This window comes from Austwickia sp. TVS 96-490-7B, assembly GCF_019331795.1.
In the GTDB taxonomy this organism is placed as follows: Bacteria; Actinomycetota; Actinomycetes; order Actinomycetales; family Dermatophilaceae; genus Austwickia.
This window is the reverse complement of record NZ_JAHPZL010000008.1, coordinates 279,104-295,466: the sequence shown is the minus strand read 5'-3', so window position 1 is coordinate 295,466 and position 16,363 is coordinate 279,104. Positions and strand designations below refer to the sequence as shown.

The 16,363-nt window shown below is 61.2% G+C and carries 18 protein-coding genes; 12 read left to right on the top strand and 6 right to left on the bottom strand.

All coding sequences use genetic code 11. From position 1 onward, the window contains the following. The first annotated feature begins 414 nt into the window (after positions 1-414). From KEM60_RS11930 to KEM60_RS11920, 3 genes are all read left to right on the top strand, one after another. Positions 415-1,110: a transposase family protein gene (locus KEM60_RS11930; RefSeq protein ID WP_219107835.1), complete on the top strand. Its 696-nt coding sequence runs from the start codon at positions 415-417 to the stop codon at positions 1,108-1,110. Between the two features lie 361 nt (positions 1,111-1,471). After that, complete coding sequence (locus KEM60_RS11925; protein ID WP_219107834.1) at positions 1,472-1,786, top strand: hypothetical protein; 315 nt, start codon at positions 1,472-1,474, stop codon at positions 1,784-1,786. A gap of 359 nt (positions 1,787-2,145) precedes the next feature. Then, positions 2,146-2,634 carry a transposase family protein gene (locus KEM60_RS11920; RefSeq protein ID WP_219107833.1) on the top strand — a complete coding sequence of 163 codons (489 nt, stop codon included), beginning with the start codon at positions 2,146-2,148 and terminating at the stop codon, positions 2,632-2,634. A gap of 260 nt (positions 2,635-2,894) precedes the next feature. Here the strand turns inward: KEM60_RS11920 and KEM60_RS11915 are convergent, their stop codons facing one another. The 3 genes from KEM60_RS11915 to KEM60_RS11905 are packed head-to-tail and all read right to left on the bottom strand — an operon-like array spanning position 2,895 to position 5,450. Further along, positions 2,895-3,314 carry a DUF350 domain-containing protein gene (locus tag KEM60_RS11915; protein WP_255574557.1) on the bottom strand — a complete coding sequence of 140 codons (420 nt, stop codon included), beginning with the start codon at positions 3,312-3,314 and terminating at the stop codon, positions 2,895-2,897. Further along, positions 3,311-4,696 carry a glutathionylspermidine synthase family protein gene (locus KEM60_RS11910; protein WP_219107832.1) on the bottom strand — a complete coding sequence of 462 codons (1,386 nt, stop codon included), beginning with the start codon at positions 4,694-4,696 and terminating at the stop codon, positions 3,311-3,313. The genes KEM60_RS11915 and KEM60_RS11910 overlap by 4 nt, the downstream gene beginning before the upstream one ends. A 1-nt stretch (position 4,697) precedes the next feature. Next, the gene (locus KEM60_RS11905) at positions 4,698-5,450 is read right to left on the bottom strand and encodes a hypothetical protein (protein WP_219107831.1); all 753 of its coding nucleotides are present in this window, start codon (positions 5,448-5,450) and stop codon (positions 4,698-4,700) included. Between the two features lie 217 nt (positions 5,451-5,667). On the opposite strand from KEM60_RS11905, the gene KEM60_RS11900 reads away from it, so the two are divergent. Both KEM60_RS11900 and KEM60_RS11895 read left to right on the top strand, forming a co-directional pair. Next, entirely contained in the window at positions 5,668-5,985 is a 318-nt protein-coding gene (locus KEM60_RS11900; RefSeq protein ID WP_219107830.1) for a primosomal protein, read from the top strand. Positions 5,986-6,175: 190 nt separating this feature from the next. Continuing rightward, positions 6,176-7,027 (top strand): undecaprenyl-diphosphate phosphatase, encoded by an 852-nt coding sequence (locus tag KEM60_RS11895; protein WP_219107829.1) that lies wholly within the window; start codon positions 6,176-6,178, stop codon positions 7,025-7,027. A 13-nt stretch (positions 7,028-7,040) separates the two neighbouring features. Here the strand turns inward: KEM60_RS11895 and corA are convergent, their stop codons facing one another. Continuing rightward, positions 7,041-8,018 carry a magnesium/cobalt transporter CorA gene (corA, locus tag KEM60_RS11890; RefSeq protein WP_219108189.1) on the bottom strand — a complete coding sequence of 326 codons (978 nt, stop codon included), beginning with the start codon at positions 8,016-8,018 and terminating at the stop codon, positions 7,041-7,043. Between the two features lie 72 nt (positions 8,019-8,090). Here corA and KEM60_RS11885 point away from each other — a divergent pair, with 72 nt between their 5' ends. The 5 genes from KEM60_RS11885 to KEM60_RS11865 all read left to right on the top strand — a co-directional run bounded on the left by KEM60_RS11885 (position 8,091) and on the right by KEM60_RS11865 (position 12,037). Continuing rightward, on the top strand, positions 8,091-8,780 hold the full coding sequence (locus KEM60_RS11885; RefSeq protein WP_219107828.1) for an MSMEG_4193 family putative phosphomutase: 690 nt from the start codon (positions 8,091-8,093) through the stop codon (positions 8,778-8,780). A 9-nt stretch (positions 8,781-8,789) separates the two neighbouring features. Beyond that, the gene (locus KEM60_RS11880) at positions 8,790-9,359 is read left to right on the top strand and encodes a DUF3090 family protein (RefSeq protein WP_219107827.1); all 570 of its coding nucleotides are present in this window, start codon (positions 8,790-8,792) and stop codon (positions 9,357-9,359) included. Further along, positions 9,287-10,234: an SCO1664 family protein gene (locus KEM60_RS11875; RefSeq protein ID WP_219107826.1), complete on the top strand. Its 948-nt coding sequence runs from the start codon at positions 9,287-9,289 to the stop codon at positions 10,232-10,234. Before KEM60_RS11880 ends, KEM60_RS11875 begins: the two co-directional genes overlap by 73 nt. A gap of 21 nt (positions 10,235-10,255) precedes the next feature. Then, positions 10,256-11,542 (top strand): cysteine--1-D-myo-inosityl 2-amino-2-deoxy-alpha-D-glucopyranoside ligase, encoded by a 1,287-nt coding sequence (gene mshC, locus KEM60_RS11870; protein WP_219107825.1) that lies wholly within the window; start codon positions 10,256-10,258, stop codon positions 11,540-11,542. 123 nt (positions 11,543-11,665) lie between these two features. Further along, positions 11,666-12,037: a VOC family protein gene (locus tag KEM60_RS11865; RefSeq protein WP_219107824.1), complete on the top strand. Its 372-nt coding sequence runs from the start codon at positions 11,666-11,668 to the stop codon at positions 12,035-12,037. Between the two features lie 171 nt (positions 12,038-12,208). Here the strand turns inward: KEM60_RS11865 and KEM60_RS11860 are convergent, their stop codons facing one another. Both KEM60_RS11860 and KEM60_RS11855 read right to left on the bottom strand, forming a co-directional pair. Continuing rightward, positions 12,209-13,540: a trypsin-like serine protease gene (locus tag KEM60_RS11860; RefSeq protein WP_219107823.1), complete on the bottom strand. Its 1,332-nt coding sequence runs from the start codon at positions 13,538-13,540 to the stop codon at positions 12,209-12,211. A gap of 359 nt (positions 13,541-13,899) precedes the next feature. After that, positions 13,900-14,619 carry a copper homeostasis protein CutC gene (locus KEM60_RS11855; RefSeq protein ID WP_219107822.1) on the bottom strand — a complete coding sequence of 240 codons (720 nt, stop codon included), beginning with the start codon at positions 14,617-14,619 and terminating at the stop codon, positions 13,900-13,902. Positions 14,620-14,789: 170 nt separating this feature from the next. Here KEM60_RS11855 and yaaA point away from each other — a divergent pair, with 170 nt between their 5' ends. Beyond that, positions 14,790-15,575 (top strand): peroxide stress protein YaaA, encoded by a 786-nt coding sequence (yaaA, locus tag KEM60_RS11850; RefSeq protein WP_219107821.1) that lies wholly within the window; start codon positions 14,790-14,792, stop codon positions 15,573-15,575. Positions 15,576-15,752: 177 nt separating this feature from the next. Further along, on the top strand, positions 15,753-16,363 hold a 611-nt coding region (locus KEM60_RS11845), incomplete at its 3' end, for an acyltransferase (RefSeq protein WP_219107820.1).

Sequence of the window (16,363 nt, the reverse complement as noted above, 5' to 3'; positions counted from 1 at the left end):
ACCCCTCCAGTGAGTGGGGCGCCCCATATCCTAGCGCTCACAAATAACGCCCTTACTGAAATATTACCAATTTGACCTCGAATATAAGGTATTGAGGCAGGGCATTTACTCAAAATAGTTTCTTGATGAAATCAATACTTCCTTGAAGTGCAGGTCTCACTTCAAGGCTATGTAAGGGCGTTATTCACGAGGCGTTAGAGACCCATGTCCCGCACCCCGGGAAACAATCGATACACACCTGTCACCATACGATATATAAAAACATCGGCCGCTTTGAGATCATTGGGTTACCACACTCAAATCTCTCAGGGAAGCGACCGATGCGGTACCAGTCGTGCAGCAGGACTCGATCACGATGCACTCGATGAACTCGTCAGGCGGGTCATCGACATTTTTCACTCCCGGGGAATCGACTTGAGTAGACACCGGTTGCCCGTCAAAGAACAAGTCATCCTCACCCTGGAACTCCTACGGAACACTCTGGCACAGATGTTCCTAGCTGATCTGCTGCATATTTCACAATCCACCGCTTCTCGAATCTATCGCAGGATGCTCCCGGTCATCAATGAAGCACTCATCTTGACAGGTATCCCCATAGAGCAAGCAGCAAGTGATGGCCGAGCCATCCTCATCGACGGCACGTACGTTCCAACTGGCAACCGCCCAGCTCAGGGGCAAGATGTCACCAAAGCCAACTACTCCGGTCAACGCCGTTGCCAGTGTTTAAGCATCCAGGTCGCTTCCACCTTGGAAGGACAACTCTTAGCGATCTCCCCACCGGTTCCCGGAGCTCGACATGACTCTGCTGCTCTCGACCTCACCGGCTGGTCACAGATCCTCGCAGAAAACCACACGCCATGGATAGCCGACACCGCTTACATCGTCCATGGAGCACGAACGCCTCTCACAAAGAAGAAAGGACAAGAGCGAACCGACAACGAAAAACACTACAACAAAGAAATATCCAGTATTCGCGCCCATGTCGAACACGCCATCGGACACCTTAAACAATGGAAAATCCTCGCCACCGGCTATCGAGGCAGACTCACCGAACTCCCCGATATCATTGCCGTCATCACCCGACTCGAGCTCTATCGACTTGGCTGGTAGCCAAGAATGACACTAAAGCCCTCGTGAATAACGCCCTAAGGTACATTACTGCTGGCGATCCTCCCTAAGGAGGGGGCTTGGGTCTATCCTCGCGTGAGGCTCATGGCACTGTAAGGCCGGGACTTACACACAGTAGTACCTTCCCATCTGCGGTTTTCGCACTCATGTCAGCTAGCTGCCCTCTCCTTAAGCGAGTTGAAACTGTGGACTCGAGAGGAGTCTCTGCATCCAGATCTCCCTCCCCACCTAAGGGTAGTGAGATCTCGAATCCATTGATTACGATTACTGAAGACGTGGATAACATAGAAAGGGAAAGTCATTGCGTTGGGTAGTGGCAACTCGGAAAGGGAAAGCCTCCGTCGTGGCCATAGCCTTGCTGGTGGCAGCCACGACAGGGTGCGCATCTCCCGAGGATAAAAATAATGAAGAATATCAAAAAATACGTAAATCAGTAACGGAAAAAGAGGTGCATCCGGATCTAGTGTCGGAAGTTATTGTCCACCACAGGTGGGGAAACTGTTCGACTGCAACTATTTTATATAAAACGGGAGGGGATTCATGTCGCGTAATTGTAAAAAACGATAAGGGAGCATGGGAGACTTTCGTGACAGAACAGAAAGCGGTCGATAGGGATGCAATTTCAAGTGAAGCCGAGTGTATGGGTGTTATTCACTAGGCGTTAGCAGCCCGCACCCCGGACCCCGGGAAACAATCGATACACACCTGTCACCGTACACATATATAAAAACATCGGCCACCTTGAGATCATGGGGTTAGACGACTCAAAAATCTCTGGAAGGCGGCCGATGCGGTATCAGTCTCCAACAGGACTCGACCCCGATACACTCGGCAAGCTGACTGCTCGGATTGTCGAGATTTACCACTCCAGCTGAGTCCACTTGAGTAGACATCGGTGGCCCGTCAAAGAACACGTCATCCTCACCCTGGAACGTCTACGGAATAATCTGTCACAGATGTTCCTTGCTGACCAGGTAGATGATTTCACCATCGACAGCTTCTCGAATCTATCGCAGGATGCTCCCGGTCATCGACGAAGCTCTCCTCTTGACAGGTATCCCCCTAGAGCAAGCTGCCAGTGATGGACGAGCCATCCTCATCGACGGCACGTACGTCCCAACTGGCAACCGCCCAGCTCAGGGGCAAGAGGTCACCAAAGCCAACTACTCCGGTCAACGCCGTTGCCAGTGTGTCAGCATCCAGATCGCTCACCACACCACATGGATCGCCGACACCGCCTACATCGCCCAGGGCGCAATGACACCCCTCACAAAGAAGAAAGGACACGAACGAACCGACAACGAAAAACACGACAACACAGAAATATCCCGCATTCGCGCCCATGTCGAACACGCCATCGAACACCTGGAAACAACGGAAAATCCTCACCACCGGCTATCGAGGCAGACTCACCGAACTCCCCGACATCATCGCCACTATCACCCGACTCGAGCTCTACCGACTAGGGTGGTAGTCAAGAATGGCCTAGAAATGCCTCGTGAATAACGCCCAAAATCTCGAGTGAAGAGTTCACTGTGACAGATAGCGGCTGACTTAGGCGTGGCTGCCATCTCTCGAGAGTGCGCCCCAAGGTCACCGTGCGGCGCGGTCACAAAAGGCTCTTTGGGATGTCCTGATAGGCGCTGGGAAAAGCCAAAATCTGTTGCTTAGCACCGGATAGCGATTGAGCGGTCTCGCGGGCAGTGCTTGGGTGAAATATGGATTGATGCCTGCTGCAGCAAGCCCACTTTGAGCATGTCTCACGGTCAGGAAATGGACGCACAGATGATGAGGCTGACCGCGAGCATGGATGATGCAGCGACGACCGCGCCGGGGTGAAAATGCTCATCGACGGCGATCTGACGTAGCGATCCTGGGGTGATCAGGTCAAGTACGAGGAAACTCACCGCCTGCAAGATGACGCCAAGGGCACCGAATCCGCAGGTCCAGGCGAAGGCGTCACCAAAATGTGAGGCGCCGTTGGTGAAGATCGCGGTGGCCTGGACTGCGCCGAGTCCGATGAATGCGGCACTGACGATGATGGCTGCATTCACTGACCGGTCTTGGTAGATGCGAGCGCCGAGGCGTCCTGGGGTGATCAGGTCGATCACAAAAAAACCGGCGACGAGTAGGGCCACTCCAAGCAGGGCATAAGCGCCGCCGTACATCACACTGGTCAGCATCATCGGTTCCTTCGCTGCGGGTCGTAGGGGCGGTCTTGAATGTGGCGGTCTTCGACGGTGGGCTCCCCGAGGGGAAACATTGGTGGGGGTGATGGCGTCGTGGACACGCCGGGAGCCCCCTGTCCGGGCAGTGGGGGAGGCTGCGATCCGGGGACGGCGTCTTGGACCGATGCGCCAGCGTCAGCAAGCCATGCTTGGCGCACCTGGGAGGTGGGCGCTGAGTTCGACATCACGTGGGGGACAAACCGGGCGCGATCATCGGTGATCCACCCGTCGCTTTCTCGGATGCCGAGGCCCGCAGCGTGGCCGTCAACGATCCAGCTGCCCCACACCACCTTGTTGCCGTCCATGTCCGGCAGCGGCGCCCACTGTTGGAAGCACAGACCTTCGGAGCCGCCACCGCCGGGAGAGGTGAGCTCCACGCCGTCCGCGTGGATGCGGATGCCGCTCCCTTCCCGACCGTGCAAGGGTTTTGCGACCCACTCGGTGAGCGGGCCGGGACTGTCCAGATATGCCGGGAGTAGGAGTTCGTCGTCGGGGTAGAGATGCCAGAGAGCCGCTAGGAGAGCTTTGTTGGAGAGGACCACTTTCCAGAGCGGTTCGATCCAGGTGGTGGCTAGCGGGGAGTGAGGGACAGCTTCGACGTGGCTGCCGAACTCTTCGGCCAGCATCGCTTCCCACGGGTACAGCTTGAAACAGGTACGGAGGGGGCGGTCGGAGGTGTCGGTGAAGCAGCGGTCGGTCGCGGACCAGCCGATGTCTTCGATGGTGATTGACTCCGTGGCTAAACCTGCCTGATCAGCGGTGTCTCGTAGGTAAGTGACGGTCATCTCCTCCTCTCCGGTGATTTCGTCGCTATGGTGCGCGAAATGGATCGGGCCGGGAGCGAGACGAGGTGCAATGGCTTGCCAGGCTAGGACGAGTCGTTCGTGCAAGGAATTCCATTGGTCTCGGTCAGGATACAGATCCTCCAGCCAATACCACTGGGCCACAGCAGATTCGACGAGTCCGGTCGGGGTATCTGCGTTGTATTCCAATAGTTTTGGTGCAGACATCCCGTCGTATCGCAAGTCAAAACGGCCATACAAGCTGGGAGGGTCGGCAGCTAAGGATTCCCCAGCGCGGCGTAACGCCCCAGGAGGAAGCCCCAGATTGCCCATTGCTCCGGTCACCAGGAAACGGGCGGCCTCCAGGCACATGTCGTGCAGCCGTTCGGTGGCGGCTTCCACCAGGTCGACCTCGTCGGCATCGATCTCGTAGCAGGCTTTCTCATACCAGTACGGCGTCGTGGTGCCGTCTGGATGGGTGGTTTCGGGATAGACCAGTCCTTGAGAGCGGACCCGCTGCAACCAGTCCGGTCGGGGATCTTGGGGGTGCCGGTGCACGTCAGCTCCCTCCCTTAGCTCCGGAACCGCCGAACCCGCCGCGGGAAGACGTGGAGACTTTGCCCCCGGAAACTGTTTTCGATGTCACTGTCCCACCACTGTGATTCATTCCGCCGCGCGTGAAGGTGGAGCCGCTGGGTGGGGCAAAACTTCCGTACGTCGCCGGGCCGCCCACCGAAGGGGCCGACCGGCCCCACGGGATGAAATACCACCCGTGTCCACCGCCGCGGTAGTGGCTTCCAGACGAACTGGACGATCCTGACGTGGCAGCGGTGGGGCTGGTCGAGGTGGCAGGCGCGGGCACTTGCCCGGGGGGACAGGTGCCCTGCCAGAAGGTGGATGTCGGGGTGGGTGACGGCGTACCGCTCGTGGTCGCACCGGACGGGGCCGTGGTCGCTGGTGATCTCGGGGAGGTGGTGGCGTCTGGCGCCGGGACACACCCGGGGGCTGAGCCGGGAGTCGTCGGGTCGGAAGACGCGCCCACCACGGGCTGGGCGGTGAAATCTTTCTCCGGGGGGAGAGGGTCGTTGGAGCAGACCGAATCCTCCAACCTGATCCCGGTTTTCTTGTCGACGCAAATCCCGGCGTAAGTGGGTTGTTCTGCGGAGTCGAGCTGGGCTTCTTCCTCCGCACCACAACCGGACAACGCAGCGGCAAGCACAGCAGTCATCCCCAAACAGACCAGGGTGCTACGACGGCGGAAGGGCTGAGCCGACAGACGAGAGTCGTCGCCGTCCAGGTGACCTCGAGCCATGGATACGCTCCTCGGATGCGGTCGGTGCAGAGCCAGTCATAGCTCCTGGTCTATCGCTGGGGTGTCCCCAGGTGAGACCACGCTAACTGATACCGGCGGTGACGCAGGCCAGGTTGTCCCAGGTGAGCCGTCCGTTCTGGCGCCCAATCAGCAACGGTGACAGGGATCCTCGGCGTACCCAGATGACCTGTGGGCACAGACGCGATAACGTGCGTGCATGAGCGCAGATCCCCGAGCCGCCTTGGCCACCTTCGTCGCCGCCCTCGAGCGTCATCTGGAGGCAGCATCCTCACGGCGAGGAGAAAACGATCCCGCAGTCGTCGCGGCCTATCAGGATCTCGCGGTCGCGTTCGACGCCTACGACGATGCGCTGATGGAAGCGTTTGGTGAGGTGACGCCGCTGGACATCTACAGCGGCGATGATGAAGACGACCTGGACGACGAAGATCTCGACGACGAGGATCTCGACTTCGACGACGAGGACGACCTGGAGATCGAGGACGACCAGGCCACTCCGGTCGCTCCCCACCGCTGATCGGTCTAGCTGACCCGTCGTGGCGGCGCCCTGGGGCACCTCTGCGCCGTTGACGAGGAAAGACTCCAGTGTTGATGCCCGCGCCACAACCCCGTGGCGCGGGCATCAACGTTTCCTTCGATAGGCTTCGTGCGCGCGAAGCACGTCGTCCGCGCTGCTCACCCCAGCCACCTCGACCGAGAGACCATCAGTGGAACTGACCTACCTAGACGCCGTGATCCTCGGCATCGTTGAAGGCATCACCGAATACTTACCGATCAGCTCCACGGGGCACCTGACGGCGACCGAGAAAATCCTCGGCCTGCAGGTCGATAACCCTTCAGTGACCGGGTATACCGCGACCATCCAGATTGGTGCGATCGCTGCGACCTTGGTGTTCTTCTGGAGCAAGATCTTCCGGTTGGCCAAGGCTTTCTTCGCCGGGTTGTTCCATGCCGAGGCTCGGGCTTCCCATGACTGGACGTTGGGACTGGCAGTGATCTTTGGGTCGTTGCCGGTCGGGATTATTGGCTACTTTGCGCGGCACCTCATCTCAGGTCCGCTCCGGTCGCTGACGGTCGTGGCGATGGGGCTGATCCTGTGGAGTTTGGTGATGTGGCTCGCTGAGGAAAAGTACGCCCGCTCCGTGCGGGAAGGCAAAGAACGCGCTGAAGATGACGTCACCATTATGGACGGCGTCATCATCGGCTGTATGCAGTGTTTCTCCCTCATTCCGGGTGTGTCCCGATCCGGGGCGACCATCTCAGCTGGACTGTTCCGCAATGTCAACCGTGTGATTGCCACAGAGCTGTCATTCTTCATGGCGATCCCTGCGCTGACTGCTGCTGGCCTCTACGGACTCGTGGACGTCGACTTCAAAGTCGTGCCGATCGGGCCGATGGTCGTCGGGATCATCGTGAGTTTTGTCGTCGCCTACGCGTCTATCGCCTGGCTGCTGAAGTTCGTGGCGAACAACTCGCTGATGGCGTTCATCTACTACCGCATCCCGGCCGGAGTGATCCTCGCCGCTGCCGTCGGTTTCGGGTTCATCTCCCCGACCTGACCGGGCAGGGTGGTCACAGCCAGTCGGCGCGCCGGAACGTGATGTACAACCCGACACAGGCCGCGACCATCACTCCCAACACCACGAAATATCCATATTCAGTGTGCAGCTCAGGCATGTGGTCGAAGTTCATCCCATAGATCCCCGCGATCATCGTGGGGACTGCCGCGATGGCGACCCATGCCGAGATGCGGCGCATATCCTCGTTTTGCCGCAACCCCTGCTGAGCCAAGTGGGCAGCGAGGATGTCAGAGAGCAACCGGTCATAGGACTCGGCGTGATCACAGACCTGCAGCAGATGGTCCAACACATCGACGAAGAACGGTCGCAGTTGCTTGTGTGGGATCAACGTTTTGGACTCGGTGAGCATCCGACGTAACGGCGCCACCAGCGGGACCGCGCCACGTTTAAACTCCAACACCTCTCGTTTCAGCTTATAAATATCCGGACCAGCAACGCCTCGGTCCCCAGCAAAGACCGCTTCCTCAATCGATTCCAAATCCTGGCCAAGTTCGACATCGATCGCCCGGTAGGTGTCGACGACCAAGTCCATAATCGCATGCATCACCGTCATCGGCCCTAACGCCAACAATCGAGGATTTTCCTCCAACCGGCGGCGTACTCCCGCCAATGGGTTCGCTGCGCCGTACCGCACCGTCAGGACAAACCGGTCCCCGAGGAACATCATCAGTTCCCCGGTCTCCACATCGCTGGTCTCCTCGATATACCGCAATGTCTTCAAGACCACGAATGTCGAATTCTCATACAGGTCGATCTTGGCGCGCTGATTCCCTTTCAGCGCGTCCTCCACCGCTAACGGATGCAGTTGGAGCTCCTCGTCGTACTCGGCGAATTCCTCTGTCGTGGGATCCTTCAACCCGATCCACAGGAACCCCGGGGCGTCGCTGAGCCGCAACCGGTCCAACTCGTCACTGGGGTCACCGCATTCGAAACGACGCCCCTGCCGGTATACGGCTTTGTCCACGATCACCCGGACATTCTGCTCCCACCCTGGCCCCTGGACGAGGCGCAGCCCCCATCCTGTCGCGATAACATCGCCAGCATGGCCACTGTCCTGCTGATGAGGCACGGCCGGACCACGGCCAATACTGCTGGGATTCTTGCGGGTTGGACTCAGGGCGTCGATCTCGACGACACCGGCTGCGACCAGGCCCGCGCCTGGTCCACCCTGCTGGCCGCGATCCCGCTCACGCTGGCTGTGACCAGCCCGCTCCTTCGGTGCTGCCACACCGCTGACCTGGCCCTGGCCGGGCAGGACATTCCCCGACGTACCGACGACCGACTGGGGGAGTGCCGCTACGGGGCGTGGACTGGACGTCACCTTGCCGACCTCGCTGACGACCCGCTGTGGCGCACGGTGCAGGACCAACCCGCCGCCGCCCGATTCCCGGACAGTCCCACCAGCTCGGGAGAAAGCCTCGCCGACATGTCAGCCCGGTCCGTCGCCGCGATCCGAGAGATCGACACCGACATCACCACGACGTACGGCGACGACGCGATCTGGCTCGCTGTCACCCACGGTGACGTCATCAAAGCCATCCTCGCCGACGCCGCTGGCGCCCACCTCGACCTGTTTCAGCGCTGGCAGATTGATCCGGGAAGCCTTTCCATCGTGCGATACACCCCCACCCGGCCCTATCTGCTGCGCGTCAACGACACCAGCAGCCCCTGGCAACCACCGCGCCAGCGCACCACCACTGACGCCGTACCCGGAGGAGGCGCAGGCGACTAAGGTCAGGACATGGCCTTGATCTCCTATGACCAACCGGACCGTTTCGTGGTCGGCACGATCGGCGAACCCGGACAACGGGAGTTCTATCTCCAAGCCAGCACCGGCAACCGCATCACCACTGTCGGCGTCGAAAAAACCCAAGTCACGGTCCTCGTCGACCGCGTCAACGACCTCCTCGACGAATTCGCCGCCGGACTTGCCAGCGAACAAGCCGCCCAGGCCTACCAGGACGACGCCCCGCTGAGCACGCCCGTCGATGAAGAATTCCGCGTCGGCACCATGGGTCTGTCTTGGGAACCTCGCACCCTCAGCCTCGTCTTGGAACTTCACGCTGTCGGTGACGCTTTCGACACCGTCGACATCGAAGAACTCGCCGACGCCGACGACCTCAGCGACGACCCCGCCACCGACCCCCTTCAACTGGTTCTGCGCGTCACGCTACCCGCCGCGATGGCTCGAGCTTTCGCCCGCCGTGGTCTGCGCGTCATCGCCGCGGGACGCCCCCAATGCCCCTTCTGCGCCGGCCCCATCGACCCCAACGGCCACATCTGCCCTCGAGCCAACGGATACCGACGCTGAACACCCCCCACCAGCCCCACCCCACCGACGACGCTGCCGTCCACCGCGCCCTCCACAGCGGCACCCTCACCGTCGTCGGACGCCTCACCGACGCCTCCAACGCCGCCATCCTCGTCACCGTTGACGGCTTGACCAACCCTGCCGGACACCACTACGCCGTGTACAAACCCATCGCCGGCGAACGCCCCCTCCATGACTTCCCCACCGGCACCCCACACGCCAGCTTGGCCGCACGAGAAGTCGCCGCAGCCCTGATCGACCGCGCCGGCGGCTGGAACCTCATCCCCACCACCGTGATGCGTGACAGCACCCTCGGCCCCGGCTCCCTCCAACTATGGATCGGCCCACCACCACCCGGAGCTGATGACACCGACACCCCCAAAGATCCCCCCGATCCCGAGGTCGTCGCCCTGCACCCCACCGGCCACACCCCACCCCACTGGCTGCCCATCCTCGACGCCACCACCGCCGACGGCACCCCCGTCACCCTCTCCCACGCAGACCACCCCACCCTCGCCTCCCTCGCCGTCCTCGACGTCGTCCTCAACAACGCCGACCGCAAAGCTGGACACATCCTGCGCGAGACCACCGGTGACCTGCGCGCCATCGACCACGGCCTGACCCTGCACCACCACCCCAAATTGCGCACCATCCTCTGGGGCTGGCAAGGACAACCCCTCCACGCCGCGGACATCGACCGACTCCACCAACTCCACACCGCGCTCACCAGCACCGATCTCACCTCCACCCTGGGTGCTTTACTCACCGACACCGAAATCGACGCCCTCCACCAACGCACCCACCACCTGCGTGACAACCCCCGCTATCCCGCTCCAGACCCCCACCGACCCGCCATCCCGTGGCCGCCCCTATGAACGCACCGGTAGGCTTCCGCTGTGATCGCCTGGGAAACACCTGACCTGCCGTCCCTACCCGAAACGGCCCCCCTCCCTACCGTCCGTGACACCCACCGCGGTCCCATCACCCTCACCCCCGGACCCACCGCCCGCATGTATGTCTGCGGCATCACCCCCTACGACGCCACCCACATGGGCCACGCCGCCACGTACGTCACCTTCGACATCCTCGGACGGCTCCTGCGCGACACCGGCCGCGACGTCACCTACGCCCAAAACGTCACCGACATCGACGACCCTCTCCTCGAACGCGCCACTCGCGACGGCGTCGACTGGCGCGACCTCGCCACCAGCGAAATCCAACTCTTCCGCGACGACATGACCGCCCTGCGCGTCATCCCACCCAACCACTTCGTCGGCGTTGTCGAATCCATCGACACCATCGCCGCTCACGTCGCCACCCTCCTCACCAACGGCGCCGCCTACCGCCTCCCCGTCCCCGACGACGACCCCCTCGGTGCCACCCCCGACGGCAACGGTGACATCTACCTCGACATCACCGCCCGCCCCGAGTTCGGCGCCGTCAGCGGCTGGGACGCCAACGCTATGGACGCCGTCTTCGCCGACCGCGGCGGCGACCCCCACCGCCCCGGCAAACGACACCGATTCGACCCCCTCCTGTGGCGCGCCGCCCGCCACCACGAACCATCATGGCCCTCAGAAAGCCTCGGCGCAGGCCGCCCGGGCTGGCACATCGAATGCACCACCATTGCACTCAACCATCTCGGCATGGGCTTCGACGTCCAAGGCGGCGGCACTGACCTCGTCTTCCCCCACCACGAAATGAGCGCCACCCAAGCCGCTGCCCTCCACCACCACGACACCTTCGCCCAGGCCTACCTCCACCAGGCGATGGTCGGATACAACGGGCACAAGATGAGCAAATCCCGTGGCAACCTCGTCCTCGTCTCCCGGCTACGAGCCGCCGGAGAAAACCCCAACGCCATCCGCCTCGCCCTGCTCAACCATCACCACGGCACCGACTGGGAATGGACCGACCACGACCTCACCCAAGCCCGACACCGCCTGAACCAGTGGGCCCACGCCGCCACCCTCCCCAGCGCACCTGACGCCCACCGACTCCTCAACGACGTCCGACACGCACTCGCCGACGACCTCAACACCCCTCGCGCACTCACCCTGATAGACACCTGGACTGACATAGCGCTCGCCGGTAACCCCCACGCCGAAAACACCGAAGACGCACCTGCTTTGATGCGTGATCTGGTCGACGCACTCCTCGGGGTGGACCTCCCACGCCGGTGAGCTGATGCGTGATCTGTGCTTCACCGGCAAACGGCTGAGCCAAGCCCAGGAAAAGTAGCTCGCTACTGTTGTGCCGATGACAAAGTGGTGGTGGTTGACTGTGCCGCGGTATTGACTACTCGCATGAACCGTGAATCTCATCAGCGTGGACCGGTGCGAGCCGTCATGTTCTTCGTGGATGACCAGGAAGCTGCGGCTACCTGGTATCGCGACAACATCTTGGGTACGGGCGAGATCACCGAAAACGAGGGCTACTGGTTTCTTAATGTCGACGGCACCGAGATCGGCTTCCATCCAGCAGATCCAGATCGCAATCCATCGGGGGGCAGCGTGGTGGTCTATTTCGCCACCCAGCACCTCGATCGGGCCCGCCAACAGGCTCTGCAGGCGAACGCTACGCATCATCGGGGACCGTTGGATATCAGCGCGGATCGAGCGATCTGCCAGCTCATCGACCCCTTTGGGAACGTGTTCGGGCTCGACGGTCACCGCTGACCTCCACCAAGCAGCATCGCCGCACCCGATTCCCTTTAGCACTTTTGGGACGCTTGTCAGGGCACTGGTTGTGACAGCAAAGCGCTCGGCGGCCGTCTCCGAAGAAGGAGTCGGCCGCCGAGCGGTCGTCATCGAGTGATAAATCACTCTAGACAGCGATAACAGTCACTGTCAGCGGTGATCCTTGGCCCAGGCCTTCGCTTTCTCGGCCTTGCCCTTCATGTCGTCCTGCGAAAGGACGCCTTCGTGGCGGGTGTCCGGGATTTCCTTGCCCTTCCAGTAGAAGACCACCGTCGGCATCTTGGTGACGCGGGATTCCTTGGTCAGATCCTTGTTTTTCTCCACGTCGAGCAGAGCCAAGCTCCACGACTCTTTGCCGTCTCGGTGGGCGCCAAGGATTGCGCCAGAGGAGCGGTCGCAGTCGCTGTTGTTGACGGCGCAGAAGACCACAGCGACCGGGCGCACCTCGCTGGCTTCCTTCACCTTGGGCCACAGTTCAGGGGTGACCCACATGTAGAGCGGTGCCTTGTCATCAGGAGCAGGAGACGAGGTGCTGCTCGGGCTCGGCTGAGCGCCTTTGACGTTCGGCGGCTGGGGACCTTTGACATTGGGGGGCTGGGGGTTGTTCCCGTTCGGCGGCTGAGGCGCGTTGCCATTGGGCGGCTGGGGGACGTTGCCGTTAGGTGGTTGGGGGTTGTTCCCGTTCGGCGGCTGAGGTGCGTTCCCGTTGGGCGGCTGAGGCGCGTTAGTGGTGTTCGGTGCGATGCCAGTGTGCTGCTGCACCCATGCGGCATGGCGTACCACTGAGCCGTAGCCGGAGCGGCTCTGCGGGTTGACTCCGTAGGACTCACTCCAGGAAAGCGCGCCGTACAGAACTCCGTCCTTGGTGACTGGGCCACCAGAATCGCCCTTCCACGGGGATCCGGTGCCGCCCTTAATGAGCAGATCCTCACCGCGGTAGTACGGGTTGGTGCCGCTACCCAGGAACGACCCTGTCGCTGACTTCAGCCGAGGACTGGCGGCGCCACCGGAGGAGGTCATGCCCCATCCCTGCATGAGCACCTGATCGCCTTGACGAAGCGGAGTCCCTGAGTACGGCAAGACTTTCCCGGGCGGCGTGGAGTCCAGTTTGAGGAGTGCGACATCCCCGTCTGGTGCGTTGATGATCTGCGCGACGTTGGCGTGCTCACCCTGGTTGGCACCAATCGAGTTGGTGTAGGCCCGGGTTGGACGCAGATCAGCGCAGTGCCGCGCCGTGAGCACCCACTGCGGACCGATGCGCGACGCCGAGCAGGAGAAGCCGCCATGGGACGGGGCGTACAACGACACAGCACCCTCGGGGGCGCTGGGAAACTCACCATTGACGATGTGCTTGGTGACCTCGTCGGGGGCACCGTCAGCAGCGGAAGCGGGCACTGCAGCCCCGGCGACGCTGACGAGCATGCAGCTCGCCAAGCCCCAGGTCACAGCCCGACGACGGGACACCGGCAAAGGATTCTTCATGAAGGACGCTCCAAAGAGGGTAGGGGGCGAGCAGGAATCAGGTGGGAAGTGATCCTTTTAGGGTGAGGATCGCCCCCACCATAGCAAGGTGGAGGCTCTTTATGACACCCCTAGGTCAGTCGTCCATGTCTACAATGTTGAAGTCCATATTGTCCACCGTCTTGGTCATATTTAGCGCACCGCAAGAGACGCCTAAGAGTTTGACCGCACTCGATAAATGCCCTGGTGAGAGCCATGACGAGCGGACGCTTCATGATGCCTAAGCCCACAACCAATCTCCGGTGTGACTTTCCCCACGACGCCCATTTGCCGCCGCGCAGAAAAGCGCCAAGAGCCTTCTTTTAAAGTTGTTTAGTCAACTAAATCAAAGGGTGATGAGCGAGCTCGACCATGCGCCGTACCAGATCTGGATCGGTCGCTTCGGTGCCGTTTTTCAGCGTCGGTGCCCGCAAGTGGATCTCGGTGATCCCGGACCCGGCGATCACCGCGGCGGCGTTGTCAGGTCGAATGCCACCGCCAGCGAGGATGACGATCCGACCCGCGGACTGCGTCTGTAGCGCTCGCAACCGGTCAATTCCGGCCAGGGCGCTTTCCAATCCACCCGAGGTGAGGATCCGGGTCACGCCCAGGTCGACTGCTGCTTCGAGGGCATCGTGTAGGTCTGGGGTGGCATCAAAAGCCTTGTGCAGCGTGACTTGGTGAGGTCCGCAGGCAGTGATCAGCCGTCGCAAGACGGGCTGATCGAGGCGCCCGTCGTGGGTGAGTGCCCCGAGGACAAACCCGAGGGGCAGTCTGTGCGGATTGGGCAAGGTCCGGATCGCAGCGATATCCGCTAAGGCCACCTTCTCTAGGGTGGGGTCACAGTGGAAGTCGCCACCACGCGGTCGGATCATGACCTGTACGCCAGCGCGGCGTAACTCGGTCAGAGCGACGGACACGGCACCCAGGGACGGGGTGGTGCCGCCTTGCCCGAGATCGGCGCAGAGCTCGACACGATCAGCTCCAGCGCGTTCAGCGACGAGCGCGTCGTCGACGCTGCCGACGCAGATCTCCACTTGTACGGCGGTGTTTTCGGCCATGGATCCTTCAACGGGATGTGTCTCGCGATGCACGCAGCCGACGAAAACCGTTGTGGCTCTTGTCATCTGCCGTGTGAACTATACGCCTGGACGCTCGGTCGGGGATCGAGCACGGTGACGGCCAGGGCGAGCGCTGCAGGTGCGCGCCGATCGGAAGGTACCGTGCCAGGGTGTTGACTTTGCTGTCCCCAGCGAAATCGCTGGACGAAAAATCTGCCCTGCCCACTGAGAAACACAGCCAGCCACGGATGCTCGATGACACTGTGCAATTGGTGGAGGTGTTGCGTCGTCGATCTCCGGAGGAACTGGGGGAGATGATGCGCATCTCGCCCGATTTGGCAGCCCGTAACGCCGACCGTTATGCCAATTTTGAGACGCCGCTGGGGTGGCACAATGCCCGCCAGGCCATCTTCCTCTTTGCCGGTGATGTGTATCGCGGATTGAATGCTGCTGACCGTTTTGATGCCCGCGACCTGACCGAAGCTCAGAAGACGTTGCGGATCGTGTCTGGGCTCTATGGCGTGCTGCGGCCGTTGGATCTGATCGCGCCGTACCGGTTAGAGATGGGTACGCGACTGGTCACGGATCGCGGTGACAGTTTGTATCGGTGGTGGGGTTCGTCGATCACTGAGCTCATCGCAGCTGACCTGCAGGTATCTCCGGGGGCTTCGGTGGTGGTGAACTTGGCGTCGGTGGAGTACAGCTCGGCGGTGGACTTTGATGCTTTGGACGCCACAGTGGTGTCTCCTCGGTTTGAGGACCAGGGGCCTCGAGGCGATTGGAAAGTCATTTCGTTTGCTGCAAAACGCGCCCGTGGATTGATGGCTGGATGGATGGTGCAGCATCGCGTCCGCTCGCTCCGGTCATTGACTGACTTTGATGAGGGTGGTTATCGATATGTCGCAGAGCTCTCTCGTCCAGATATGCCGGTTTTTCGTCGTCATCGCGCGTCCTGAAGCGTCCTAAACGGGACTTCTGGGGCGGCTGCGCTGATTGAGGTCAATGCGTCGCTTCGTTGCTGGGAATCATCCTCGAACTCCCCGTTAATCTGCGATCACGAGCGGTGATGTCGCGCTGACATTGCGTAGCTCACAGGCCGGGGCAGATGGGGTGAACTGCGAGGAGGAGACGTCATGTCGAGTCTGTCGGAGATGCCGGTGCAGGCGCCGACGCTGCGCGCGGTGACCTCGCAACGTCGGCCGGATATTCAAGGGCTGCGTGCGATCGCGGTGGGGCTGGTGATCGTCTATCACGCTGGGTTGCCAGTCCCAGGCGGTTTTGTCGGTGTCGATGTCTTCTTTGTCATCTCTGGTTTTGTGATCACCGCCATGTTGATCCGTGAGATCGAGACTCAGGGGCGGGTGCGTTTTGCGCGGTTTTATCTGAGGCGTTTTCGTCGACTGACTCCGGCGTTGGCGTTGATGCTGAGCGTGACCTTGGTGATGTCAGCTGTCGCCTTGGGGCCGTTTGGCGCTCAAGCGGTGGCAGCACAGACGGCTCTGGGTGCTGTCCTCTTGGTAGCTAATGGAGTGATTGCGGTCACTACAGGTGGTTATTTTGATGCTCCTGCCGAGTCGAATCCGTTGCTGCATACCTGGTCACTGTCGGTGGAAGAGCAGTTTTACCTGTTTTTCCCTGCGGTGTTGAGCCTGGCATGGGTCGGCTGGCATGCCACTCGGGGGAGGGGTCGGCGGCATGGCGGTCGCAGCCGAGCTGTGCTCGTGGTGGCTGGGGTGGGGCTGCC

Coding starts and splice junctions, on each gene's coding strand:
- KEM60_RS11920 (WP_219107833.1), top strand. CDS start 2,146: ATGCTCCCGGTCATCGACGAAGCTCTCCTCTTGACAGGTATCCCCCTA.
- KEM60_RS11915 (WP_255574557.1), bottom strand. CDS start 3,314: ATGATGCTGACCAGTGTGATGTACGGCGGCGCTTATGCCCTGCTTGGA.
- KEM60_RS11905 (WP_219107831.1), bottom strand. CDS start 5,450: ATGGCTCGAGGTCACCTGGACGGCGACGACTCTCGTCTGTCGGCTCAG.
- KEM60_RS11900 (WP_219107830.1), top strand. CDS start 5,668: ATGAGCGCAGATCCCCGAGCCGCCTTGGCCACCTTCGTCGCCGCCCTC.
- KEM60_RS11885 (WP_219107828.1), top strand. CDS start 8,091: ATGGCCACTGTCCTGCTGATGAGGCACGGCCGGACCACGGCCAATACT.
- KEM60_RS11880 (WP_219107827.1), top strand. CDS start 8,790: ATGGCCTTGATCTCCTATGACCAACCGGACCGTTTCGTGGTCGGCACG.
- KEM60_RS11875 (WP_219107826.1), top strand. CDS start 9,287: ATGCCCCTTCTGCGCCGGCCCCATCGACCCCAACGGCCACATCTGCCC.
- KEM60_RS11865 (WP_219107824.1), top strand. CDS start 11,666: ATGAACCGTGAATCTCATCAGCGTGGACCGGTGCGAGCCGTCATGTTC.
- KEM60_RS11860 (WP_219107823.1), bottom strand. CDS start 13,540: ATGAAGAATCCTTTGCCGGTGTCCCGTCGTCGGGCTGTGACCTGGGGC.
- KEM60_RS11855 (WP_219107822.1), bottom strand. CDS start 14,619: ATGGCCGAAAACACCGCCGTACAAGTGGAGATCTGCGTCGGCAGCGTC.